General features: G+C 47.2%; 17 protein-coding genes. 7 read left to right on the forward strand and 10 right to left on the reverse strand.

The window, feature by feature from the left end:
- Positions 1–92: 92 nt before the first annotated feature.
- Positions 93–437, forward strand: coding sequence for a 50S ribosomal protein L20 (rplT, locus tag ACEW9O_RS00230; protein WP_373548095.1), 345 nt, complete (start codon positions 93–95; stop codon positions 435–437).
- A 159-nt stretch (positions 438–596) separates the two neighbouring features.
- A complete protein-coding gene (locus ACEW9O_RS00235; RefSeq protein WP_373548096.1) occupies positions 597–2,312 on the forward strand; it encodes a hypothetical protein in 1,716 nt (571 codons plus the stop codon).
- A gap of 133 nt (positions 2,313–2,445) precedes the next feature.
- On the opposite strand, the gene ACEW9O_RS00240 is transcribed toward ACEW9O_RS00235, so the two are convergent.
- Positions 2,446–3,996, reverse strand: coding sequence for a S8 family serine peptidase (locus ACEW9O_RS00240; protein WP_373548097.1), 1,551 nt, complete (start codon positions 3,994–3,996; stop codon positions 2,446–2,448).
- Between the two features lie 160 nt (positions 3,997–4,156).
- Between ACEW9O_RS00240 and ACEW9O_RS00245 the strand changes: the two genes are divergently transcribed.
- The 3 genes from ACEW9O_RS00245 (at position 4,157) to ACEW9O_RS00255 (ending at position 7,681) form a co-directional block, all read left to right on the forward strand.
- Complete coding sequence (locus ACEW9O_RS00245; RefSeq protein ID WP_373548098.1) at positions 4,157–5,209, forward strand: helix-turn-helix domain-containing protein; 1,053 nt, start codon at positions 4,157–4,159, stop codon at positions 5,207–5,209.
- Between the two features lie 107 nt (positions 5,210–5,316).
- Positions 5,317–6,807 carry a PQQ-dependent sugar dehydrogenase gene (locus ACEW9O_RS00250; RefSeq protein WP_373548099.1) on the forward strand — a complete coding sequence of 497 codons (1,491 nt, stop codon included), beginning with the start codon at positions 5,317–5,319 and terminating at the stop codon, positions 6,805–6,807.
- A gap of 88 nt (positions 6,808–6,895) precedes the next feature.
- Positions 6,896–7,681: a zinc-dependent peptidase gene (locus ACEW9O_RS00255; protein WP_373548100.1), complete on the forward strand. Its 786-nt coding sequence runs from the start codon at positions 6,896–6,898 to the stop codon at positions 7,679–7,681.
- Positions 7,682–7,687: 6 nt separating this feature from the next.
- Here ACEW9O_RS00255 and lptE read toward each other — a convergent pair whose 3' ends face one another.
- The 3 genes from lptE to miaB form a co-directional block, all read right to left on the reverse strand.
- Positions 7,688–8,212: an LPS assembly lipoprotein LptE gene (lptE, locus tag ACEW9O_RS00260; RefSeq protein ID WP_373548101.1), complete on the reverse strand. Its 525-nt coding sequence runs from the start codon at positions 8,210–8,212 to the stop codon at positions 7,688–7,690.
- Positions 8,209–9,528, reverse strand: a complete 1,320-nt coding sequence (locus ACEW9O_RS00265; RefSeq protein ID WP_373548102.1) for a sigma-54 interaction domain-containing protein — start codon at positions 9,526–9,528, stop codon at positions 8,209–8,211. The genes lptE and ACEW9O_RS00265 overlap by 4 nt, the downstream gene beginning before the upstream one ends.
- Positions 9,529–9,637: 109 nt before the next feature.
- Complete coding sequence (miaB, locus tag ACEW9O_RS00270; protein ID WP_373548103.1) at positions 9,638–11,086, reverse strand: tRNA (N6-isopentenyl adenosine(37)-C2)-methylthiotransferase MiaB; 1,449 nt, start codon at positions 11,084–11,086, stop codon at positions 9,638–9,640.
- A 358-nt stretch (positions 11,087–11,444) separates the two neighbouring features.
- Here miaB and ACEW9O_RS00275 point away from each other — a divergent pair, with 358 nt between their 5' ends.
- Together ACEW9O_RS00275 and ACEW9O_RS00280 are read left to right on the forward strand one after the other, a co-directional pair.
- Positions 11,445–14,261: a TonB-dependent receptor domain-containing protein gene (locus ACEW9O_RS00275; protein ID WP_373548104.1), complete on the forward strand. Its 2,817-nt coding sequence runs from the start codon at positions 11,445–11,447 to the stop codon at positions 14,259–14,261.
- A 115-nt stretch (positions 14,262–14,376) separates the two neighbouring features.
- On the forward strand, positions 14,377–15,129 hold the full coding sequence (locus ACEW9O_RS00280) for a GLPGLI family protein (protein ID WP_373548105.1): 753 nt from the start codon (positions 14,377–14,379) through the stop codon (positions 15,127–15,129).
- Between the two features lie 114 nt (positions 15,130–15,243).
- On the opposite strand, the gene ACEW9O_RS00285 is transcribed toward ACEW9O_RS00280, so the two are convergent.
- The 6 genes from ACEW9O_RS00285 to ACEW9O_RS00310 form a co-directional block, all read right to left on the reverse strand.
- Entirely contained in the window at positions 15,244–17,286 is a 2,043-nt protein-coding gene (locus ACEW9O_RS00285; RefSeq protein ID WP_373548106.1) for a glycoside hydrolase family 3 protein, read from the reverse strand.
- 96 nt (positions 17,287–17,382) lie between these two features.
- Complete coding sequence (locus ACEW9O_RS00290; RefSeq protein WP_373548107.1) at positions 17,383–17,937, reverse strand: PepSY domain-containing protein; 555 nt, start codon at positions 17,935–17,937, stop codon at positions 17,383–17,385.
- Between the two features lie 165 nt (positions 17,938–18,102).
- Positions 18,103–19,308: a hypothetical protein gene (locus ACEW9O_RS00295; RefSeq protein ID WP_373548108.1), complete on the reverse strand. Its 1,206-nt coding sequence runs from the start codon at positions 19,306–19,308 to the stop codon at positions 18,103–18,105.
- Between the two features lie 51 nt (positions 19,309–19,359).
- Positions 19,360–21,486, reverse strand: coding sequence for a M12 family metallopeptidase (locus ACEW9O_RS00300; protein ID WP_373548109.1), 2,127 nt, complete (start codon positions 21,484–21,486; stop codon positions 19,360–19,362).
- Positions 21,487–21,731: 245 nt separating this feature from the next.
- Positions 21,732–23,756: a M12 family metallopeptidase gene (locus ACEW9O_RS00305; protein ID WP_373548110.1), complete on the reverse strand. Its 2,025-nt coding sequence runs from the start codon at positions 23,754–23,756 to the stop codon at positions 21,732–21,734.
- 35 nt (positions 23,757–23,791) lie between these two features.
- On the reverse strand, positions 23,792–25,411 hold the full coding sequence (locus ACEW9O_RS00310; protein WP_373548111.1) for a hypothetical protein: 1,620 nt from the start codon (positions 25,409–25,411) through the stop codon (positions 23,792–23,794).
- Positions 25,412–25,436 lie beyond the last annotated feature (25 nt).

The raw sequence follows: 25,436 nt of genomic DNA on the forward strand, positions 1-25,436 counted from the left end.
CGAATGGACTGCTCCGTTCTCTTTTTTAACGAGAATACAGGAGAAAGTATCACCCAGATGGTGATCCCTGTATTGTACTAAAAAAACAAATAATGCCACGTTCAGTGAACGCGGTGGCTTCAAGAGCCCGCCGCAAGAAAGTTTTAAAAGCCGCTCGCGGTTTCTTTGGTGCTCGCTCCAAAGTTTTGACTGTAGCCAAAAACGCCTTGGATAAGGCAATGGGTTACGCTTACGTCCACCGCAAAGCCAAAAAACGCGCTTTCCGCCGCTTATGGATTGCACGTATCAACGCAGGTGCTCGTCAATATGGCATTTCTTATTCACGCCTGATGCACCATCTCGCCGAGAGTGATGTACAGTTGAATCGGAAAGTATTGGCAGATTTGGCACTTAACCATGCCGACGCGTTCAAAGCAATCGTAGAGTCCGTACGTTAATATATACGACGACATCGACCCAAACGGGGCGGCCATATCACAAGATATTGCTGCCCCGTTTTGTTTTTATTAAAATTATTCCCACTTTTATACTTATTCCCGCTGAAGTTTACGTTTTTCAAAATAATGTCTTAAACAAGCTCTTAAACCCTCATTCACATGGCCAACATCGAAGCGATCCGCGACTTATTGCGTACCAATTCCGTCAGCAAATTTTTGAGCGTCAATGCCCGTAACCAATACGTTTTGGCTTTCCGCGATATGCTGAACGAGTTGGGTTTTTCTAACGAATTAAAAATGAGTTCGATTGGTAGCAGCGATTATTTTGGGGATGAGGTCGTGAATGCCGTGGTGAGTTTTGCCCGGCGGAACAAACTCGATTCAACGGGTTTGGTGGTGACACCCTTTTTGAGCGCTACCATGGTGGAACGCCACGAGACCTTGGCCGGGGTAAAAACATTGGAAGGTGCCATCGCCAATGGCCAATATGCTCAATTCAACCTGCAAAACATGGCTGACCGCAACAACATCATCTTGCGGAGCCTACTTGAAACGCTGGGCATTACAGGCACTACGACCCAGGATGCACTGCGCAATTTTGCCCTGCGCAAAGGACTGTCTTCGGATGGTTACCAACTGACGGAAAGTCTGGCCAAAGCCCTGCTTACTGATTTGTACCAATTGTATGGCGATAGCTTATCCAGACTATCCATCAACCCGGGGACAACGAATCCCCCCTGGACAGGCACAGGCAATACCGGAAATACCAACACAGGGAATACAAACACGGGGAATACTGGAAACACCAATACCGGAAACACCGGCGGAACTGGTTTCCCTCCACTTACCAATCCCGCCATTGGCAATAATTTACAAATTGACGACCGTGGTGGAACGATTGTCATTTCAGATGGCTCCCGCCAAATTCAATTCCGCAAACACCAGCCACTGGGGGTTTCCACCCCTGGTTTCAACAGCCTGGTGACTTTTGTGGAGCAAAATAAAGAGCGCCTGGTTGAGCTGGATTTGACCTACTCTGCATTGCAAGTGATGGAATCCATTGCCAAAAATGAAGGCCGTATGGACGCCATCAACTCCTACGATCGAGGTATTCTGAGCATTGGCACTTATCAATGGACTTTGGGCCGGGATGACAAAGCTGGCGAGTTGCCCGCCTTGTTGAAAAAATTCCGCGACCAGTTTCCCGATTCATTCCGTCGCCATTTTGCTCCAATTGGAATAGATGTAAGTCAGGATACCAATACCACTTATGGTTTTTTGACCTTGAACAATTACCCGGTCAATTCAATCCAAGCCAAGGAGCAGTTTCGGGATCCCGCCTGGGGTTTTCGTTTTTGGAGAGCGCTCCAGGAGCCAGATTTTCAGGCGGTACAAGTTGAACATGCGCTGGATCGCCTCAAAAACTTCTATTGGAAGCCCAGTTATGCGGTATTTGGCAGCTTGCTCAGCACGGTGATTACTTCAGCGTATGGGGTTGCACTGTTGCTGGACAACCACGTCAATCGCCCGGCCTGGATTAAACCTTGTGTAGAACTGGCCATGCAACAAACTGGATTGAGTAATCCCAGCACCTTTAGCGATCAGAATGAACGCGCCCTGATTCAGGCTTATCTGAATGTACGGCATACTTATACGGATGGTAGCATTACGCCGATGAGTAAGTCACTCATCCGGGCTCAGGCCATTTATGCGGATGTTACGGCGGGTAAATTGTCGGAGGCCAGGGGGACTTTCCAGTTGTCCAACAAGGCAGTGATGGCTTACGATACCAGCCGAGGTACAGATAAAAGTGCGTTTCCACCAGTGTTTTATGAGCCTGGGAACTTTCCAGATATGGAGAATGAAAGGGAGTAAAGGGTTTTTCATTTTTCACCACCTAAGAAACCTAAGACACTAAAGGGGCACCTCAGTAATTAACTACTTCTAAGGTGCCCCTTTAGTGTCTTAGGTTTCTTAGGTGGTGAAAAAAATCCCTGCGAAGCAGGACTTACAGCCCTGTCACCGCCTTACCCACATCAATAATCCCGTACCCAAACTCGGCATTCCGGCTGCTCGGCCAGGAGGAATTCGCTTTCATCCGCGCATATACCTGCGCACGCGTTTGGGCTGGGTTGGTTGCCCAAATTAGCGCCGCGATGCCTGCGGTAGTCGCCGTAGCCGCCGAGGAACCACCCACATTGGCGGGTACATTGCCCGAAGGCGCCAGGGTGAGCGCAGTACGGTTATCATCTATTCTACGCTGCATTACCGCTACAAATTCTACATCGCTGCCGCTGTGGCAAGTGTTGCAGCGGATTAGTGGAAGCCCACCATCCTTTACGCCCGTAACGGCAATACATTCGGCCATCCAAGCTGGGAAAATTACGCCATACCAACTGGTATAGCTGGTGGAAGTGCCTGCCGCAGCGAGTATCATTTTGCCTTTTCCATAGGCATAACGTACGCCATCTTCAACCTGCCCGCTGGAAAAAACATCTCCAATCGACATGCTGATGATTTTTACACTAGTATTGTTGCCTGCAATCACGAGGCCATCGGCTACTCCCTTTTTTTCGCTAGAGCCGTTGATAATCACGTCGCTGGTGACCCGGATGCCGAGCAGGTTACAGTTGTAAGCCACTCCCGCTGGAGTGCCATCGTAACCGCGTGGCGCGGCAATCAAGCCAGACATTTGGGTGCCGTGCCCGCACTGGTCGTTGGGGCCATCCGGGGTGCCACAAAACCAGCAACTCACGTAGGTGCCGATGCGGGTAAGGGTACGCCCCGTGGACAATCCGGAATTGAACTGGCTACCCATTTTGGGTTGACTGGTAGGATTGGGAGTGCCGGTGTCCAAAAGTGCAACTGTAATGCCTCTACCGGAATTGTTGCCCCAAGCAGTGCTTACGCGCGGCACGCCGTGGTGCCAGGATTGTTTTGCACCTGGAGTAATGTTGCTGAAATCTGCGGCGGGAATACTGGGGTTACCCGTCACACTACAACCCGAATCGCTGCGCAAACGCTCTTCAACGTAACTGTAGCCCATGGGTTCGATGTAGCGCACCTGGGGCAAATTCCGTAATTTTTCGATGATGCCCAAGCTGGTAATTTTGATGTCGATCACGGGTAAAACCGCTTCGTCCCCAAAAGGCATCAGGTCTCGGGCCGTGATGGTTTTGGCCGGGTTTTGCCGATTGGTTTCTTCAACGATGTAATTGATCAGTTCTTCCCGGACTTGTTTCCATTCCTTGCGTTGGATGTCGATTTGGTGCAGGCGTTCATTGACGTTTTTTTCATTGGTAGGTTGGTAGCCGATACACATGATGGAATCGCTCAGCAAATTGGCGCTCCAAACGGTGTGGACGTCCACCATGCTCCATTCAAACTTTTGGTGCTCATTGAGCAGGCGCATGGCTTGTTGATTGATCTCGGCGCGGGTTTTGGCTTTTGTACCCGTGTAGTCCTGGCTAGGGCTGGTGTCCAAATTCAGGTTGTTTTCTTTGCCGCAAGAAAAAGCTAAAGCCAGTAAAACCGTAAATAAGGTAAATCTACGCATCATTTGTGCAGAGGTGTTTTAGAGTGAGCCGTGTCAGCAGCTACAAGGATGAGAGAATAATATTTTGGTCAGGGTATAAAAATAGCGAATATTCGCAAATCTACTGTGGAAAAGGAAAAATTTATATTGACTACCTTTGCCTTGTTCAATAACCTAAAACAACATGGAGTTAAGCAAAGGGATCTTCTTTTTTTTCAGTGCATTGGGCGCATTTAATGGCTTGTTGTTGAGCAGCTATTTTTTCTTTTTTGCCAAAAAAAGAGCCGTAGCTCATTATTTTCTGGGAGCATTGCTTTTGGCATTGAGTTTAAGGGTTGGCAAGTCCGTTTTGTTTTATTTCGACCATGATTTGCCCAAAATCTATTTGCAAATTGGACTATCGGCCTGTTTCTTCATTGGGCCTACGCTTTATTTTTTCCTAAAATCGGGGTTAAATTCGGTTAAATCTTTACCTCGTAATTGGGGCATCCATCTGCTGGTTCTTTTTTTGCTCATCACCTTAGGAGGCATCATTTTGCCATATCAACAATACCCCTGGGTATGGAACCGGGTTTATGTGCCGATCATCTATACGGAGTGGGCAATTTATGTAGTTGCGGCTGGCATTTTAATGAAAGATGTGCTGAAGAAAGTACTTATCCCGCGTTCAGAGGCCAAGGCTTATGATCTTTGGATGGCTTCAATTTACCTCATCAATGTTTTGATTTTTGCGGCGTTTCTTTGGGCCTTTTGGGGTGGACTACCGTACATCAGTGCAGCAATTACGTTCTCTTTTGCGTTGTACGTCAGCATTTTTATACTATTGAACAGAACAAAGAATGATGATTTGTTCCCAAGTGCGTCCCGCCACAACACTAAAAAGCTGAGCGATGAGGAGGCCAAAGTTTGGTTAAACAACCTGGAGCAACTCATGGGCGACAAGCAAATTTTCAGAAACCCCAATCTTAAACTGCAAGACCTTGCTCAAGAATTACGCCTCACAACCCACCAATTGTCTCAGTTTTTGAATGACAATTTGGGTAAAAATTTCACCCAATTCATCAATGAATACCGCATCAATGAAGCCTGTAAATTATTGGAAACGGATACACTACTCTCCGTTGAAGGCATTGGTGATGAGGTGGGCTTTAATTCAAAATCTACTTTTTTCACAACTTTTAAAAAGATCAAAGGTGTAACCCCTGCTAAATTTAGACAGCATTTGGTCAAACCATAATTATCTACTCCACATTTATAAATCCGAACTCCTGTAACACCTTATCCGGACAATTTTCAGCTACTCCTTTAGGACATTTGTGTATTGTGAATTTTTAAATTTTAAGAATGAAGAATACACTCGTACTATTGGCGCTATGCCTAACTTGCTACAGCTCTTTTGCCCAAACTGATCGGCAACAAATTGAAACCACCATTCAATTGTATTTCGATGGTTGGGCCACTGGCGATACAGCCAAGTTGAGCAAAGCCATGCACTACTCTTGTCATTTGAAAAATTATCGGGATGGGCGATTTATCCTTTTTACAAAATCAGATTATGTCAGCCGTTTTAGACCCAAAGAAAGGGATAAAAACCTCAGCACAAATATCGTCTACGTGGACATTACGGATAACCTGATTGCCGGGGCAAAGGTGGAAATCCATACGGCTACGGATAAATTCACTGACTATTTCAATTTGATGAAAACCACTGAAGGGTGGTTTATTGTGGATAAAATTTCAACTCGAACGCCGCATCGGATTAGAACCGCTATGCCAGAAAAAGAGCCCGTTTTAAAGGGGTTGAGCCGCCCCTGGAGCATGGCTTTTTTGTCAGAAGATGAGGTAATTATCTCCGAAAAAGAAGGTGATTTATTGAGGGTTAATTTAAGAACAAAGGTAAGAACCCCCATCAAAGGCTATCCAACTGACGTAGTAGGTAAGATGGGAGGGTTTGGCGATAATGCGGGCAAATTCGAGGTAGTGTTAGACCCTCAGTTCTCACAAAATAAATACATCTACCTGTCTTATTCAGCTGAAAACGAAGCAGGTAAAACCACAAAAGTCATCCGAGCAATTTTAGAAAATGACGCATTGACGAATCTCAAAACACTATTGCTCGCTACACCATACGCCAATGAATGTTGTCACTATGGTGGCGGGATGATTTTTGGGCCTGATGGCAAATTGTACATCAGCATTGGCGAGCGTTTGTTTACGGAAAAAGACGAACCAGCACTGCCCTTTGCTCAAAATGTGCAGGACAAAAGGGGGAAAATATACCGCATCAATTCCGATGGAAGTATTCCGAGTGACAACCCAAATTTTGGCGCAGGTGCCACACCCGGACTGTATGCCATGGGCATTCGGGCAACACAAGGCCTGGCCCACGACCCTATCTCACACAAAATTTGGTTTAGCGAACATGGCACCCAGCAAGGTGATGAAATCAATGTGTTGAAAGCAGGCGCGAACTATGGCTGGCCCATTAAAACCAGCGGAAAATACCGTTTTGAAGGCTATACTCCTCCCAAATTGAAAGACAGTACCTATACCGCCCCCGTTTGGTTTTGGCAACAAACGGTAGCACCCACAGGTTTGACCTTTTATACGGGTGATGAGTTTCCCACCTGGAAAGGCAATCTATTTGTTACAGGTTTATCCAAAGGCAGTCTTTGGCGCGTAACGCTTGAAAATGAAACGGTTAAAAATGTGGAAGAACTGTTTTTGGATAGCCGGGTTCGTGCCCGAAAAGTGCTACAAAGTCCAATGGGGAAATTGTACATTTTGACGGATGAAATGAATGGGCAGTTGATCAGGATTGTGAATAGGAATTAGAGTTTGGCCAAGGGTGTTTTCAATTATATGGTGAATACAGCTTACTTTTGTATGTTCACCTTGTTGAAAACACCCATTTGCCTATACCATGCCCAACTACAAATTCATCGCAGCTGCTTTTTTCTTGCTGCTTTTGATCACCTACTGGTGGTGGCTTTTTTTCAAAAAAAAACGCCCCAAACCTAACCCATTTCCAGCAGCGTGGAGGTACATTTTAAGCGAAAAAGTCGATTTTTACAGTCAACTTTCCACCGCAGAAAAGGTCCGTTTTGAGGAGAGCGCACTAGCGTTTTTGGACAAAATCAGCATCACTGGCATCGACACTGACGTGAATGATACCGACAAGCTGCTGGTAGCGACGAGCGCAGTGATCCCACTTTTCGGGTTTCCGGGATGGCATTACCGCAACCTGCACGAGGTGCTCTTGTACGATGCGCCATTCAACCATGACTACGAGACTGAGCAGGGCAAAGCGCGCAATATCCTGGGCATGGTCGGCAGCGGTAGCATGAACCGGATGATGATTTTGTCCAAACCTGCTCTACACGAAGGTTTTGATCAGCAGCGTTCCTACCACAATGTGGGCATCCATGAGTTTGTTCACCTGCTCGATAAAGCCGATGGCGCTACGGATGGCCTCCCGGAAGTACTACTCCAACAACCCTTCTTGGTTCCCTGGGTGAAACTGATGCACCGGGAAATTGAAGCCATCAAAGCGGGAAAGTCTACTATCAATGTGTATGGCAGTACCAACGAGGCCGAGTTTTTCAGCGTGGTGAGCGAATACTTTTTCCAACAGCCTGAACGGCTGAAAAAAAACCACCCGGAGTTGTTTGATCTGTTGGAGAGGATTTTCAGGCAGGATTTGGCTTAGGTAATCCTACCAATCCGAAAACGCCGCATTAAAAATATCCTCCATCAACTGGTTGCTAATCGTCCGAATAGCCGTTTCCTGCACCGTAGAAAAATCCTGATCGGATGCATAGTTGTAGAAAAATGAAAAATTGCGCTTAAAGACCTCTTTTTGAGTGCGGTTGTTGAAGTATTCGATGGCCAGCGTGATGGTCAAACGGTTGATGGCGGTGGTCTCCCCTACCCTGGGGGCTTCGGAAGTGATGCGAAAATCGACTAGCGTGCCCCGCAATTCAATGTCCGGGTCTTCGTCGGTGTATTTGAGGGTAGACTGCAAACGCACCTTATCCTTGAGCGCTTCTGTCAACTGAATGGGCAAGTTGGGCAGGGAGTTGTCTGCATTGTTGAGAAACTGCGGGACGTAGTAGGTTTTTAACTCACCCGTATCCGCCGGGTTCATCTTGATGCTGCACGCGCTGAACAGGTACAGACAAGTTATACTCAACACTTTTATGCTCAACTGTACAAATGACACGGATGGCTTTACTTTCATAGATCGTACTGTTTGATCTTGCGGTACAAGGTTCGCTCCGAAATGCCGAGTTCTTTAGCGGCTTCTTTCCTTCTGCCCTTGTATTTGCGCAGGGCCTTCTGGATGAGGTTTTTTTCGTGGTCTTCGATGCGATAGTTGTCATCCAGGATTTCCACGCTGCCAAAGGCACCTTGGGTCGCCCCTTTGTGCTCGGGTAAGTGCTGGGGGATGATGACTTGGGGATTCAGGTCGTCTTCGTAATCCTCTTCCAAATCATCCAGGCCATTGTGCAAGGGAATCGGCTCTTTGGGCGCGGTATAATTGAAGCGGGGCTCGGGCGAAGGAATGATGCTGCGGGGAGGATCCAAGGAGCGGAAAGGCCGCAGGTCGGGCACCCGCAGGTCGTTGCTTTTGATGAGTTCAAAGACCAGTGATTTCAAATCGTTCAAGTCCTGCTTCATTTCGAAGAGGAACTTGTACAAAATATCCCGTTCCTGCAAGTTACTAGGTGCTTCGCCGCCATTGCCCACCAAAACGGGCAAATTGCGCGTAGCAATCCGCGGTTCAATCTCCAGCAGCGCTTCAGCAGTAATGACTCTTTCTTCAGACAAGACCGAAACCCGTTCGGCCACGTTTTTCAACTCGCGTACGTTGCCCGGCCAGGTGTAATTTTTGATCAACAACTGAGCCCGCTCATCCAGTTGGATCGTTGCAGAACGGTGGCGTTCGGCAAAGTCGGCGGCAAATTTGCGGAAAAGCAAATACACGTCATCGGCGCGATCTCGCAAGGCAGGTACCACAATAGACACGGTGTTCAGACGGAAATAAAGGTCTTCGCGGAACTTGCCCTTTTTGACGTTTTCCTCCAAATCTACATTGGTGGCAGCAATGATGCGGACGTCGGTGCGCAAGACCTTATTGGAGCCCACCCGGGTAAATTCGCCATTTTCCAGGATGCGGAGCAGAAAAGTTTGAGTTTGCAGGGGCATTTCGCCGATCTCATCCAAAAAAATGGTCCCACCGTCGTAGGTTTCAAAGTACCCTTTGCGATCTGCCATAGCTCCGGTGAAGGAGTTTTTTTCGTGGCCAAACAACTCTGAGTTGATGGTGCCTTCGGGAATGGCGCCACAGTTGATCGCAATGAACTGATTGTGTTTGCGCGTGCTGAGTGAATGGATGATTTTTGAAAACACCTCTTTTCCCACGCCACTCTCGCCGGTGATGAGCACCGTCAGGTCGGAGTTGGCTACCCGCACAGCATTGCTGAGCGCCCGATCTAGCAGGGGCGAATGGCCAATGATGCCAAAGCGCTGTTTTACGGAAAGAAGGTTGTCCATGCTTTAAGTTGAAATGTTGAAATGTTGAAAAGTTGAAAAGTTGAGCCCCCGGCACTTCGGCTACGCTCAGTGACCGGGGGCTCAACTTTTCAACTCTTCAACATTTCAACTATAAAACGGCTTCCCCAATCAAAGTTGCGCTACTGGCAGCTTTAACGAGGACATTAATGTATTGACCTGGCTTGTAGCCAGCCACTTTTGGGAAAACAATCATTTTGTTCTGAGTGTTGCGTCCGCAGAAATCCTGGTCGGATTTGCGGGAGTCACCCTCAATTAATACTTCAAATACTTTGCCGATGTCGCGTTGGTTGTGGCCGTAGCTTACCTTGGATTGTAGATTAATGATCTCTTGCAGGCGGCGTTTTTTCACTTCCAGCGAGATGTCATCGGGGTATTTCCGTGCCGCCAGGGTGCCGGGGCGTTCGGAGTAAAAGAACATGTACGACATGCTGTAATCGGCAAATTCGATCATGCTCAAGGTGTCCTGATGCTCCTCTTCCGTTTCGCTGCAAAAACCAGCGATGATGTCGGAAGAAATGGCACAATCGGGAATGATCTGACGAACGGCCTCAATGCGCTCCATGTACCACTCGCGGTCGTAGGTGCGATTCATTCGTTCCAGCACGTTGCTGTTGCCCGACTGTACGGGCAAGTGGATGTACTTACAAATATTGGGGTACTTCGCGATGGTGTGGAGTACCTCATTGGTGATGTCCTTGGGGTGTGAAGTGGAAAAACGCACCCGGAGATCGGGGGCTACCAGGGCCACCATTTCCAACAAGTGGGCAAAATTGACCAGGTTTTCCGTTTCTGGATTGGTCCATTTGTAAGAATCGACATTTTGCCCCAGGAGGGTCACTTCTTTGTATCCCCGCTCATACAGTTCTTGTGCTTCGGCCAAAATACTGAAAGCATCCCTGCTCCGTTCGCGGCCACGGGTAAAGGGCACCACGCAAAAAGAGCACATGTTGTCGCAGCCCCGCATGATGGAAATAAAGGCACTCACGCCATTGGAATCCAAGCGCAGCGGACTGATATCCGCATAAGTTTCTTCCCGGGAAAGGAAAACGTTGATGCCCTTGTCGCCGTCTTCAGCGGTAGCGACCAATTTGGGCAGATCACGGTAGGCATCGGGGCCAACTACGAGGTCGACCAGGCGTTCTTCTTCCAGAAATTTGGATTTCAAACGTTCCGCCATACAGCCCAGTACACCCACCAGGGTGCCCGGTCTTTGTTTTTTCATGGCATCAAACACCCGCAGGCGTTTGCGCACGGTTTCTTCAGCCTTCTCACGGATGGAGCAGGTATTGACCAGGATCAAATCCGCCAGTTCCAAATCCCGGGTAGGTTTGAAGCCCACTTCGGCCAGGATGGATGCCACAATTTCACTATCGCTAAAGTTCATCTGGCAACCGTAACTTTCGATGTAAAAGTGTTTGCCGGAAGGATCTTCAACTTGCTGCGGATAATTTTTGAAAAAGACCTCCCCTTGCTGCTCCTCTTTCATCTGCTGGTGCGGCACATCTAGCAAGGTTGGATTGTCGTTGTACAAATGCATGATCGTAGATTATTACCGTTCACCTGAACAATGAAATAGCTACCCAGGTTTCGTGGGACACAAAAGTAAAGGATATTTTGGTTTGATGTGCCAATTTGGCAGAAAAAAGAAAAGAAAGAATAAAACCCGAAATGGGGTAAAAAAAGTTGCCAGTGAACTGTAACCATTCATCCCAAACACCATTACAACAATGAACAAACAACAAAAAACACTTTATTCACAGCATTTTTCCAAAAAAACTTTTTTCGCGCAACTATTTGACCAAAATTCGCATCATTCAAATATCAACAAAACGGATTCGTCCGTTTGCATATTACTGAAACAATATTCACACACCCGACTAACTGAAAGTTTATTAATGAAACGCTCTCTAGGCTTATGGATCATGTTGTTGGCCGTCAACATCGTCTTTGCCCAAAACCCGGCAAAAGTAACCATTAAAGGCAGTGTGGTGGATACCGCCAATATGCCTGCCCCCTACCCGACAGTAATGTTGCTCAACCCTACCGATTCCAGTCTGATCAATTTTACCCGTGCGGACGAAAAAGGAGGATTTGAATTCAAAAACGTGCGCAACGTTCCCTATTTGCTGAAAATATCGCTGATCAGCTACCAGCCGCAGCAAATGTTGCTTCCCGCAAATGAAAAAGAAATAAACGACCTGGGCAATGTACCCATCAAACCCATCTCCCTGGAGTTGATGGAGGTGGTGATCAGAACCGCCAAATCCACCCTGAGTATCCATGGTGATACGATCGAATACGACGCTTCTACCTTTAAAGTGCCTCCTGGCTCAACGGTGGAAGACTTGCTGCGGCGTTTGCCAGGTATTGAGGTGGATGCTGATGGCAACATCAAATCGCAGGGTAGAGACGTAAACAAGGTCTACATCGACGGCAAAACCTTCTTTGGCGACGATCCCAAAGCTGCCACCAAAAACCTGGGCGCGGAGACCATCTCCAAAGTACAGGTGTTCAATGAAAAATCTGAACAAGCCAAACTTACCGGCGTAGACGATGGCCAAAAGAACAAGGTGATGAACCTGGAACTCAAGGCCGAATACAAAAAAGGTGCCTTTGGTAAAATCACTGGCGCACTGGGCGATCAAGACCGCTGGGCTGCCCGCGGCAACTACAACCGCTTCAATACCAAAGAACAGTTTTCACTCATTGGTTTTGGCAACAACATCAACCAAACCGGGGTCAACTGGGAGGATTACGGCGAATTTAAGGGCCAAAATGCTTACAACGATTTTGACAGCGGCGACTTCGGCTTCAACAGTGGTAGCGGTATGCGCTTTTTTTATTCTGAGGGCGGTGGGTTGACCAGCTATTTTGACGGCCGTGGTTTCACTAAAAACTTTGGCGGTGGGGCCAATTACAATTTCGACAACGGCAAAAAATCCAAGTTCAACGCCAGTTATACCTACAACCAAACCGACCTGAACCTGGACGAATATGCTTTCCGCCAGACCTTCTTATTGGATACCAGTTTTTTCAACAACGACACGCTCAGCCGAGGTGAATACCGCAACAACCACATCCTCAATGGACGTTTGGAACAAAACCTCGACTCGAATAATGTGCTCATCGTCAAAGCCAATGCCCGCCTGAGCAACCAGGATGCGGGGAGTTCACAAAGTCAATTCTTTTCCAATAATCTGGAAAAAGCCAACAACCGCCTTTCTACCGATAACGATTCCAATCGGGATACCTGGGCGCTCACCAGCTCCCTGATTTTCCGTCATCGTTTCAAGAAAAAAGGACGCTCTTTTGCCTTTAGTGCGGCTTTTAACCAGAACCAAAACGATTTGGATGAACGTTTTACTACGATCAATCGCTTTTTTACTGCAAACACCTTTACCGATCAGATCCGCCAGCTCAACCGCGACAAGAATGGCAGCGACGAAGTCAAATCCAGCATCCTCTATACCGATGCCTTGAGCAAAAAATGGTTTTGGGAAACCTTTTACAACTTTAGTCAGTCCACGAGCCAAAACCAGCGCCGGGTAAGTGATCCCGAATTGAACGATCAGCTGATTGAAAACCTGAGCCTTTTTTCAGACAATAAACTCGTGTACAATCGCCTGGGTAGCGGGATTCGTTATTCACACGAGGGGGTAAACCTGTCCGTTGGCCTGGCCGCGCTGCAATACAATCTGCACGGAGAGTTTTCCAGGGATGAAGATCAGCCACTGGTTGCTCCAGCGGTAGATCGTACATTTACCCACGTTACGCCAAACTTTAGCGCGGATATTGAAATACTGAGCAACCTTAGCGTCAATACCAGTTATTCCTATTCGGTCGTTGCACCCAGGTTCAACGATTTGCGGCCAGTGACCACCTTCAACAACCCGGCGTACCGCTCGGAAGGTAACCCTGATTTGGATCCTGAACTGAGTCACAATCTTTCGGCAGGGATGTATTTCTGGGATCCATCCAGCCTCAGCAGCATGGGTTTGAGTATGGATTACGCCATCAAAGAAAGTCAAATCGTTTACAATCAGGTCATCCAAAGTGATGATGAGTTGGGCATCCTGAGCATCACCCGCCCCGAAAATGTGAGTGGTGGTAGAGAACTGTCCAGTTACCTGTGGATGAACCGCCCGATCATCAAAACCAAGTTGACGATGTCGGTAAATGGTAGCCTCAGATTCAGCAAAAACCCAGCTTTTGTCAACGGTGTCGAAAACGAAACCAAAAGCAATGGTGGGAATATTTCGATGACTTTGAGTGCAACACCAAATCCAAAATTGATTTTCTCGCTGACTGGCGATCTCAATTTGACCAACATCAGTTATTCGATTCAGGAATCGCAAAACCAAAAAATCCGCAATACCGGGATCGATGGCAACTTGAAATACCAGTTTGCCAAAAAAATGTTTCTGGAAACCAACCTGGATTACAACATTTTCCGCAACGACCGTTTTGATTTCAAACAGGACATTCCAATTTGGAATGCCTCGGTGCGCCGCATCATTGGCAAAGCCAATAAGATTGAGATGCGCCTGGCTGCTTTTGACTTGCTCAACAAACGCCTGACCATCAATCAAAACGGCTCCGCCAACTATGTTGAACGCCGCATCTCCAATACCCTGGCTCGTTATTTCATGCTCAGCTTGAGCTACAATGTGCGGGGCTACGAGAACAAGTTGAAGAAAAACAATTATTGGTAAACAAGCAATCAGCCATGAGCTGTCAGCAATCAGCTGTCGGCCATCAGCTATCAGCCCGATTAGTGGTTGGCTCCTGATGGCTGATAGCTCATAGCTGACAGCTAAAAATACACACATGAAAAAAATATTCTTTTTGATTCTCCTGTTTTGTCCGGCACTGGTTTTTTCCCAGCCCATGGAGGGTCGCATTCGTTATTTGGTGACCAGAAACTCGGCTAAAATGATGGCGAGCCTGGATTACATGAGCAAACAAAGCCGTGAAAGGATGTCCTACATGTGGGGCAACCGCTCGGAATGGAAAACGTACAACAACCTATATTTCACAGCGGATCAGACCAAATATGAAGATTCAGAAGAAAAAGCTGAGCCAGATGCAGAAGGCGGTTACTCCTGGCGCAAAGAACAGTTTTTTCTCAAGCGTGATTTTGCCAAAAGTACCATTTATGATGGCCGTACTTTAATGAGCAAGCCCTATATAGTTGAGGATACTATGGCAAACCAAAAGTGGCGCATTTTGAATGACCTCAAAGAAGTAGCAGGCCACATCTGTATGAATGCTATGATGGTGGACACGTTGCGCAAACAAAAAATTGTGGCCTGGTTTGCCCAGGATTTGCTGCACAGTGGCGGACCTGAAAGTTTTCACGGCTTACCTGGAATGATCCTGGAAGTTGACATCAATGATGGCGCCATGACTTTGACCGCAGATTTGATTGAAATGAAAAAGCTTGCGAATGAATTGGACGCTCCTGCCAAAGTGAAGGGCAAAAAAATCAAACAAGTGGATTATGACAAAATTGTAAAAGAGCAGATCAAACAACGGATAGCTGAAGAGCAACCCTGGTTTTGGAATGTTCCTTATATCTAAGCCTTGTTTTAAACCTTTCCAATATAGATCAGTAATCGAAGAAGCGCAGCCAGGTGGAATACCTGCTGCGCTTCATTTTTTATTCCATCCTATTGAAACAAAAGCTCTCTCGTATCAATAACTCAACCCATCTCCAAATCTGAACAAAGCATATTCTTTAGATTTGAGGTAACCCGGTACATCCGATTGGTTGTCCAACACCGCTTTGCGTGAAACAGGAGTAGAAAATGGCATTTTTCCACTTGGATTGAATTTCCCGCTCAACACGTCCAAAAGTGCATCGGTAGTAGTCCCAAAGGTGGCCAAGACTGTTTTTACATTCGGATTGTCGATTTCATCAATCACCCAGGGGCTGGTGTAATTGATCACCAGCACGGTAGGTTTGTGGTAAGTGGTTTCATTGACCCGGGCGATGTCGATTTTATTTTTGGACAGTTGCAACTCAATTGGGCCCTCTTTAGCTGAAAACAAACCGCCCATGGTGGGGGTCAGCCATAGCACTACAACATCCGCAGCCTCACGGGTGGACACAAATTCCAGATCCCACGGGTTTGTTTTGGGTAGGATGACGTTAGTGGGCGCGGCACCTCGGCCACTGTCGTAATAAGACTCTACATATACTTTGGTTTTTTTGGCCAGTGGCAACAGTTTGGCGTTGTTGCGCAACAAGACAATGGATTTGCGAAAGGCCAGATCAGCTTGTTTTTGAAACTCCGCGTTGCCCACCGTTTTTTCAGCTACAGCCACATCCACATAGGGGTTTTCAAACAGCCCCAAATCCATTTTTTCTTTCAACAAACGGGCAATGGATTCATTGATCCGCGCTTCGGAAACCATGCCTTTTTTGACCACTTCCAACAACTGGGCAGGGTCGCCAGAACCGGAGAACAGGTCAACGCTGCACTCGATGGCTTTTTGGTAACGCTCCAGAATGCTGAGCTTTTCCACACCCCAGGGCATCATTTCGATGGGGCCCGTATCGGAGTTGATGATGCCTTTAAAGCCCATTTTATCCCGCAAGAGGTCTTTGAGAATGGCTTTGTTGTAGGCAAAAGCCAGTTCTTCGTATTGCGTGCCGATGGGCTTGGCGTAATAGGGCATGATTGCCGAAGTGCCCGCATCAACGGCCGCCTGAAAGGGTTTCAGGTGGTAATCGAACATTTTGCCGGGGTAATGTTGGTCTTTGCCCCATTCAAAGTGAGGATCCTGGCCTTCTACTTGAGGGCCACCGCCGGGGAAATGTTTGGTAGTCAAAGCGACAGATTGTGCCCCCAGTTTATTGCCTTGAAAGCCCAGTACAATCTCCCGCATCATGCCAGCGGCCAGGTCGGCATTTTCGCCAAAAGTCCCTTCAATCCGTTGCCAGCGCGGCTCGGTTGCCAAATCGGCCATGTACATGTAGCCTTTGCGCAAGCCTACAGCAGCCCATTCTTTGGCGGCAATTTCGGCAAAGGTACGGGTCATTTTGAGGTCGTTCATGGCGGCCAAACCCAATTCGCCCGGCCACCGGGAAAAAACCGTGGTTCCTACACTCAGTCCGATGGAGGCATCAACGGTGATGTGGTTGCGGGGATTGGAAGCCACGATCGCGGGGATGCCCAGGCGACTGTCTTCACAAAGGGCTTGTAGGTTATTGGACCACTCTGCCATGGTTTTAGCCGAGGTATTGGCGCGCAGGATGAAGTGTCGCAGGTGTCGTTCTTTAACCCCTTTGGTGGTGCCTGAGGCGGTGAGCAAAGGGAAGGGCAAGGGTTTGCGGGAAAACATGTTGGTTTCCTGCTTCAGGTCTTCTTCATTGAAGCCACTAGTGATCTCTGCCCTTGGCGCATTTTGTTGAAAGGACAAATCACCAGCGAGGCGGGTGGTGCTGATGAGCATAAAGCCCACTTTTTCCTCGATGCTCATTTTGCTGATCAGGTCTTGAACGCGGGTTTCGACGGGGAGTCGCCAGTCTTCATAGGCATCCAGTTTGCCATTTTTGTTCAGGTCTTTGAATTCAAAGCCCGCTTTTTTGATGATTTTGGCTGAGCGGTAACCCAATTGGGCTTGGGTTGTTTTTTGGGCAAACCCAGGGGACGCAAACAAACATACCGATAAAGAGAGTACCAGTTGTGTGCTATTTTTTGAAGTAAAAAGGAGTGATAGTAAAATTTTCATACGCTACCGTTTTTGATCAAAGACGGTAGCGTTATCAGGCACCCTTACTTTTAACCCTTAAAAATCAAAAGTTTATTAGCGTAAGCACTTTCACACTTATTTCTTGAGCTTTTTCATCCGAATTGGGTTGTACCAAAGCCAAAAGCCACTAATGGCCAAAAACACCAAGCCAATTCCCGCCAGCGTGGTATAGGCCAGTTTGATTTGATCGCTGCCAAGCTTCAGTTCCAAGTCCAGAATCGAGCCATCGTGGATTTTTTCAATCCAATCTGAATTGCGGGCGTTCACTGCCAGAATCCGGCCAGTAGCACAGTCAATTTGTAGTTCGGTGAAATGGTGTACAAATACAACTTTAGCAACTCCCTTTTGAGGGCGTACGTCGATGCGGTCGATCTCAGGAGATTTTTTCAAAGTCAACGTAGCGTAATTGCTGGCCACCTTGCTGATGCTGTCCAGGCTGATCCAGGTTGGGGTTTCGAGATTGCTGCCCTTTTCGGTTTTGGGTAAAAGGCCTACTTGTTTTTTCCAGCCCAGCAACAAACCAGTGGTTCCAATCAGCGTCAAAAACAGGAACAAAGGAATGGCAAACCAGCGGTGCAGCTTGCGGTAAAGGCGGGTGGTTGAAGCAATGCGGGCTGTTTTTTGACTCATGAAGGTGGTGTGATTTGTGGGGGCTGAAGATAGGGAATTTTCTGGCGTACCAACAAACCGGAAAGTATCGAATAAAAAAGCGTGTACCATTTGGTCGTCAATCGAACAAAGGTACACGCTTTGGCAGTCAAATAAGACTTTAATGTGTGCGGGTTTAGCACTTGTTTAGCGGAAGGTAAGTTTCACCGGATTGAATTCTAGTTTCACAATGCGGGTATCATCATTGCAATTGTCATCCTCACTAATATCGGGGCCGCCCGTGTCGCCAACGATGTGGAAAAAGCGAACCAGGGTTCCTTCCGTGGGAGGTACTTGGCATATGGTATTGCCTCCAACGGAAACACCCTTGACCAACTGCGCAAAAGATCGATAGTCTCCAACAGGGATTCCAAAACTGGCAAATACATCACCCGCAACGGTCACACCAGAACCTAAAAATGAGGCAACCGCATTGGATATATCCGCACCAGGAGCAATAAATTGAAATCCACCAGGAGGGCTGATGAATTGGGTGCGCGAAGCCGTGGCCGAATTGATGGTAGCAATGGTCTTGCCATAAGGGGCATCGTAAACCTTTTTGCGCCACTTTTGCTCGGTGGTGGACCAATCGTGTACCGTTTCTTGCGCCCACAGGTAGATATCGGCATACAATGAGCGTCCAGCATCGCCAATGCTAAGCTTAACTTCACATTTGATGCGGGGCCCGTGCCCGTCGAATTCCCGGTCGCCACGCAATAAAGCTTTGGGGCAAAGCCATTCTTCAAAAGGCAGGATGTTGATGGTGGTAATATTTGAAGCAGGTTGCCGATGATCTGGCACATAAAACATCACTTTTTTGCTGGAATAGCCCCAGTTCAATAAGTTTTGATCGGTATGCTCTCCTTCCACCAGACACAGGGTATAATCCCGGCAGGGGTTTCCCTGCGGCAAGGCGTTTACCCAGCGGCTTACTTCCAAAAATTTCCCTGTAGCGGGTCTGGTGCGGTAAGCGTAAAATTGAAACTTCTTATCGCGATAACCCCAGCTCTGCAATTGCGCGTCGGTGTGCTCGTGCTCCCCAAGCAAAATAGAGGTATTGCACCCGGGCAGGGTCCAGCGGTTAACCGCAATAACGTTGTTGCCGCTAGGCCGGACGGCGTAGGCTTCAAACTGGAAGGTTTTGGTTTTGTACCCATTTTGAAGCAAAACTGCATCGCTGACGTGGTTTGCAGGGATACTTTCCCAGTCGCCATATACGGGGGAGACCCACCGATTGATTTTGACATTTTGGAGTAGGGCCCGGTTGATGGTCGTGCCGATGGGTTTTTGGGCGGACAGCGTGAGTATGGCTGCCGTGATAAATGACAGGGATAAAAAGATTTTCGTATTCATTTTAAATGGTTTCAATGGTGAAAAAGGTTTAATTACCAGAATAAGGCAAGGTTACCTTTGAGATAGTGTCACTGTAATGGGATTGAATTCAATGCGCCTTATCTGGGTATCACAACCACAGTCGTTGTCTCCACTAATGTCTCCACTTCCAGTATCTCCAATCACTTGAATACGCCTGACTAGACCACCCATGACCGGCATTTCTAATATTTCACCATCATTACAACCGCCCCATCCTTCACCTCCTGCATTGGTGCCACGTCGACTAGACGTAGATGATCTCGAAGAAGTGATTCCACTGATCCGCTGATTTGCGGGAGCGGACCAAATACGTTGTGTAAAAGTTTGTTCAACCGTTGAATAATCTCCTCCCGTTTCTTCCGCTTTGAAATAAATTACGGCATCAAGATGGGCAGCATCCGCACTCACTTGAATATTTACATTGCATTGAATTTGAGGACCTCCACCAAACTCTGCATCACCTCTGGTTTTTCGCGTTGGACAAAGGGTACCAATTGAAGCGGGGTTAACAATTTGACTTTGAGTAGGAGCAGGAAAAGGATACAGCGTACGCATTAATGCAATATCATTTGGCGACAAATTGGTATTCCAGGGCACTGAATAACTACCAATCGTAAGTGCATCATTAATGGGGTAATGCATAATTGAGGTTGGATCGTAACGGGTGAATTGAGTTTGGTCGCGGTCGAAGCGTTGGAAAATATTATGTTCAATTTTTGCCGCGTCCCAGGGTGGGCTTAGGTTCGAAAAAAACCTCATCACCGCATCTCTGTCCCAAGGAATGCCCGCATCAGGGTGTTGGTGTTCGTGAATGGCACCTAATGCATGACCAAACTCATGCAGGATTGTTCTTCTAAATTCCGTTTCAGTGGTCGTTTCGGTAAACCATCCATAATTCATGGAGGGGTTAGCAAATCTTGAGTCGGTTCCTATATGAGACCAAGAAGTTTCGTCTTGTACAAAAGAAATATGGATATCGGCAGGTTCTCGATCTACATATTCAAACCTTAAATTGGCATATTGTAGCCATTCATTGGCATATCGACGTACGCGCTCTCTAATAAATGGTGTTGAGCCATTCATCATAATACGGATGGTTTGTCCATTTTGCCACAAGTTCCTCCTCAAAGCAGCTAAACTGACCGCTCCATTAAAAGAGATAGGAAAACGGTCTATACACACTTTTGCCTGTGGAATAGGGCTAATACTTCCCACATTCATCGCCAACACATTAAACTTTGCCCCCGCTTTCATCGCTGTTCCATCATTGTTGAATATCGTCCAATACCCATTTTTGTAATTCCAGCGGTCGGTAGGGTGATCATACCAGCCATTGATGGGGCTATCGTTATACGGTCCGGAGGTTTGCCCGGCTGCCCCACCAGGGCTCCAGCCCCAATTCGGCGTTGCCCAGAGCATTACATTGGTATTTCCATTTAAAAAGGGCTGATCAAAATAGGTGATACCTCCAGCAAGGATATTGTTTGGAGTGACCGTATGCATAAAAGCCTTCGCTGTAGGAAAACCGGAAGCCACCCCATTGGTGATCACCATGACATTGAATCGTGCGCCGACTGGCATGGTGGACTTTGCAGAAATGGCCGGGTCTGGAGACAGGTATTTATTGTTGGAGATGTACCATTTGCCGTTGGCGTAGCTCACTATTGGAGAGTTGTCATTGTAGGTTCCTGACCAATTTTGGGTAACCATCAACAATACGTTGGGTTTATTGTTAGTGGCAGGATGATCAATCACCATTCCATTTGGAGCGAGCCCTGCCTTGCTGTTTTGCGTACAGGTGACGCTGAAATAATTGGCGTTCCCAGCAGGTGCAACCAGCACGTTAAAGGTGAGGTTAACGGGCATTGGAGCCTTGGTATTTTGGTTAAAAATGGCCCAGCGCCCGCCTGAATAATAGACCCCTGCATTTTGTTGATAATCTGCCCCGCTAGGATCTGCGCCATTGGTATTGTAGTTGGGCATGATGAAAACCAGGGCATTGGGGTTGCCATTCAATTGGGGATGGTCCAAGCGGGTGATGTGGCCTTGGACATTGCCTGGGTTGGTGACGTGGCGGAAGGCCACTTGCGCACCAATAGGGGTAACCAATCCCAAAATGATACAGACTAGACACAAATAAAAGAATTTCGTTTTCATTAGGTAAAAATTAAAACATGAAAAAATGAAGGGTTCCACTCCAAAATCCCTGCGGACTTTGGGCAATACAGGATCATTTACACACATTTTGGATGGAAAGTAATGAGAGTGGTGGCTAACCAAGAAGTGTACAACGGCATGAGGCATTTCAACTGAGGTTTAGTTTGTAAGACGATTCAAAAATCAATAAAATTCAACTAATAAGAAATCGCATGATGATGTGACATTGTTTCTTCAAAACCACGTCATGGCTTTTGATATACCAGATATTCGCTTGGTGGAGAAGTTGCCAAAAACCGGAATAAACCCGAAACACTGGTGATGTACTTTAACAGGGTAGGCATTCCAGCCATTGGAAAAAAATCCAGACGAACCATGGTTATAGTCCAAGTATCTCCAGCTGAAAACGCTGAAGAACGTCCTGAAATGAATACAATTTTACAGCTCAAAACATCATCTTTTGTGACTGAACCGGGTAGCGGAATAAATACCTCGTTTAAGGAACCATCGGCCCAACGTAAACTCCGATTAAGTGTCAACTCAAAGTCTTGGGCTTGTCCTCTCAGCTTGATTATTGCCTTTGCTACACTGATTTCCTGCAAGTCATCATTTCCGGTACGAATTGATAATCTAAGGCTAGGCTGGTTTGTAGGCCGACCAAATGGATATCGGCTACGCATAAAAGCAATATCATTGGGAGAGAGATTGTTATTCCATGGCGTCGAATAATTACCAATCGTAAGCGCATCATCAATTGGATAGTGCATGATGGAGGTTCGGTCATAGGCAGAAAACTGTGTTATGGTTCGGTCATACTCTCGAAACAAGTTTCTTTCAATCTTCTCCATATCCCAAAAGTGAGGGTGGCCGGAGTAATACCTGATCACTGCCTCTCTGTCCCAAGGTATACCCCCTTCAGGGTGTTGATGCTCGTGTATTGCGCCCAAAGCATGACCAAATTCATGCAGGACAACGCTTCTAAATTTATCTTCACTTAAATCATCGGTAAGCCATCCAAAATTCATGGATGGATTGTGCAACCTGGAGCTCGTTCCATTCCAGGACGAAGAGCCACCTGGTTCAAAAGAGATGTGAATATCGGCAGGTTCCTGATTTACATACTCAAATCGTAGGTTAACGTGAGGGAGCCATTCATTGGCGTATCGACGAACTCTTTCTCGTACAATTGGGGTTGAACCATTCATCATGATCCGAATGGTTTGTCCATTTTGCCATAGATTTCTCCCCAAAACAGCAATGTTGTTCGCCCCATTTATAGTAAGAGGGATTTGGTCATAACAGATTCTCGGTTGTATACCCGGATTTGTACTGACTGCCAGCACATTAAACTTCGCCCCGGCTTTCATCGCTGTTCCATCATTGTTGAATATCGTCCAATACCCATTTTTATAATTCCAGGCATCGGTAGGATGATCGTACCAGGCATTGATCGGACTATCGTTGTACGGCCCGGAGGTTTGCCCAGCCGCTCCACCAGGGCTCCAGCCCCAATTTGGCGTTGCCCAGAGCATTACATTGGTGTTTCTATTTAAAAAGGGCTGATCAAAATAGGTGATGCCTCCAGCAAGGATATTGTTTGGAGTGACCGTATGCATGAATGCTTTTGCTGTAGGGAAACCAGGAACCACCCCATTGCTGATCACCATGACATTAAAACGTGCTCCGACTGGCAAGGTAGACTTAGCCGAAATGGCCGGGTCAGGAGACAGGTATTTGTTGTTGGAGATGTACCATTTCCCGTTGGCGTAGCTCACTATTGGGGAGTTGTCATTGTAGGTTCCCGACCAATTCTGAGTGACCATCAACAATAGATTGGGTTTGTTGTTGGTGGCGGGGTGATCAATGACCATTCCATTTGGAGCGAGCCCTGCCTTGCTGTTCTGCGTACAGGTGACGCTGAAATAATTGGAATTCCCTGCAGGCGCAACCAGCACGTTAAAGGTGAGGTTGACAGGCATTGGAGCCTTGGTGTTTTGGTTAAAAATGGCCCAGCGCCAGCCTGAATAGTAGATACCCGCATTTTGTGCATAATCCGCCCCAGTAGGGTCTGCGCCATTGGTGTTGTAGTTGGGCATGATGAAAACCAGGGCATTGGGGTTGCCATTCAACTGAGGATGGTCCAAGCGGGTGATGTGGCCTTGGGTATTACCTGAACTGGTGACGTGTCGGAAGGCCACTTGCGCATTAATAGGGGTAATCAGTCCCAAAACAATATAGACTAGGCACAGAAACAAGAGCTTCGTTTTCATTGTGAAGAAGTTAATCTTTGAAAAAATGAATTTTATTACCTTTGAGTCAGGGTCAGCGTGATTGGATTGAATTCAATGCGCCTTATCTGGGTATCACAGCCACAATCGTTATCATTGCTAATATCACTACCTCCGGTATCTCCGATTACTTGTAGCGATCTTAGTAAACCACCTGTAAGACGCATGTTCACAATTTCTCCATCATTACAACCAAAGATTTCGGGGCCTGCCATAGGCCCACGTTGGGAAGCACTGGAGCTTCGGGCGGAGTTAATGTTTGTGATGCGCTGATTTGCAGGTGCTGTCCAAATTCGTTGTGTAAAAGTTTGTTCCACTGTTGAGTTATCCCCAACTTCTTCTTCGACTTTATAATAAATAATCGCCTCCAGATGAGCATTATCCGCACTAACCCTCAAGCTCACATTACACTGAATCCGTGGTCCACCAAAATTACCACCGCCTAGTTCTGCATCCCCCCTAACCAGACGAGTAGGGCAAAGGATGCCAATGGGATTGGGGGTAATGGTTCGAGTTTGTGCCCCTGATTGCCCGCTAGTTCTCGTCCACACACTTCCTCCATAACCACTTCCGGCGTCTGTCCGTACAAAGCGGGTATCACTTTCGACCCGCAGGGTCATGGTGCCATTGCCAAGCAAAGTGCCTTTGGGCACATCCACCCAAGTACCCGTGATGGTATTTCCGGAACGCCTGCCGACATAGAGATTTGAAAAACCGGGGCGGGTTCCATTGTTCCTGGCTTCGCTAAAGAAAAGGAAATTAGCGCCATCTTCACGAACGTAAGTTGCAGCGCCATCATTACAATCCCAAACGCCCGTGAGGGCGCCACTACCCGGCTGCATAGGCCTACTGGCAGGAAGGCTAGTTGGCAACGTTGCTCTAACCAACTGGTTGCAACCAATCGTACCACCGGTTCGATTTAAAGTGCCATTGGGGGCAATGTTGTACACACAAGTCCCCCTATTGAGGAGAGTCCCTTTGGGCACATCCCAGAGATTGCCCGTCAGGGTATTGCCACTAATGGTGCCTCTAAAAATATGAGCAAAACTGCCATCAGGGTGTTCGCCAAACCAGTACACCTGATTGCCAATTTGCCGAATATAGGCTTGTCCACAAGATCCGTTGTCGGCACGGTAAAAACCAGTGAGATTGATTGCAGCGTTGTTGGTTCCTCCACTTTTAGCTACCCAAAATCGTGCACCACCAATTGGATCCAGACTCCGCAGTACACTCGTACGTTGGTTCCAAAAAAAGTCCGCACCAGCTTGAGCCTCGCTAGCAATGTCTAGATCGCAACTCCAGGTACCTCGAACCGTTAAATTTTCATTTGCCCTGAATATTGTGCCATTGTCATTGTAGGTAGTGCATCGCACCCGAAGACTGTGGCCGTATTCTAAAATTTCCATTTTCCCGTAGCGCCCCTGGTTGGTGCGGTAAAAAACCAGGGTTCCTGTTGGGATGCGATTCGCGCTAGAGTTGCTTCCATCAATTGCAGTGGTAGTCAAACATGCATCGCTGGACTGAATGACAGTTCTCGTAACCGCATTATAAGTCGTGTTTAATTCATTGCAGGCCTGCACTTTTATGGTATACATCCCTGTAACCATCATTAAAATAAAAATGAGTTTCGTTTTCATTGTGTAAAAGTTAAAATATGAAAAA

This window comes from Haliscomenobacter sp., assembly GCF_041740695.1.
Lineage (GTDB): Bacteria > Bacteroidota > Bacteroidia > Chitinophagales > Saprospiraceae > Haliscomenobacter.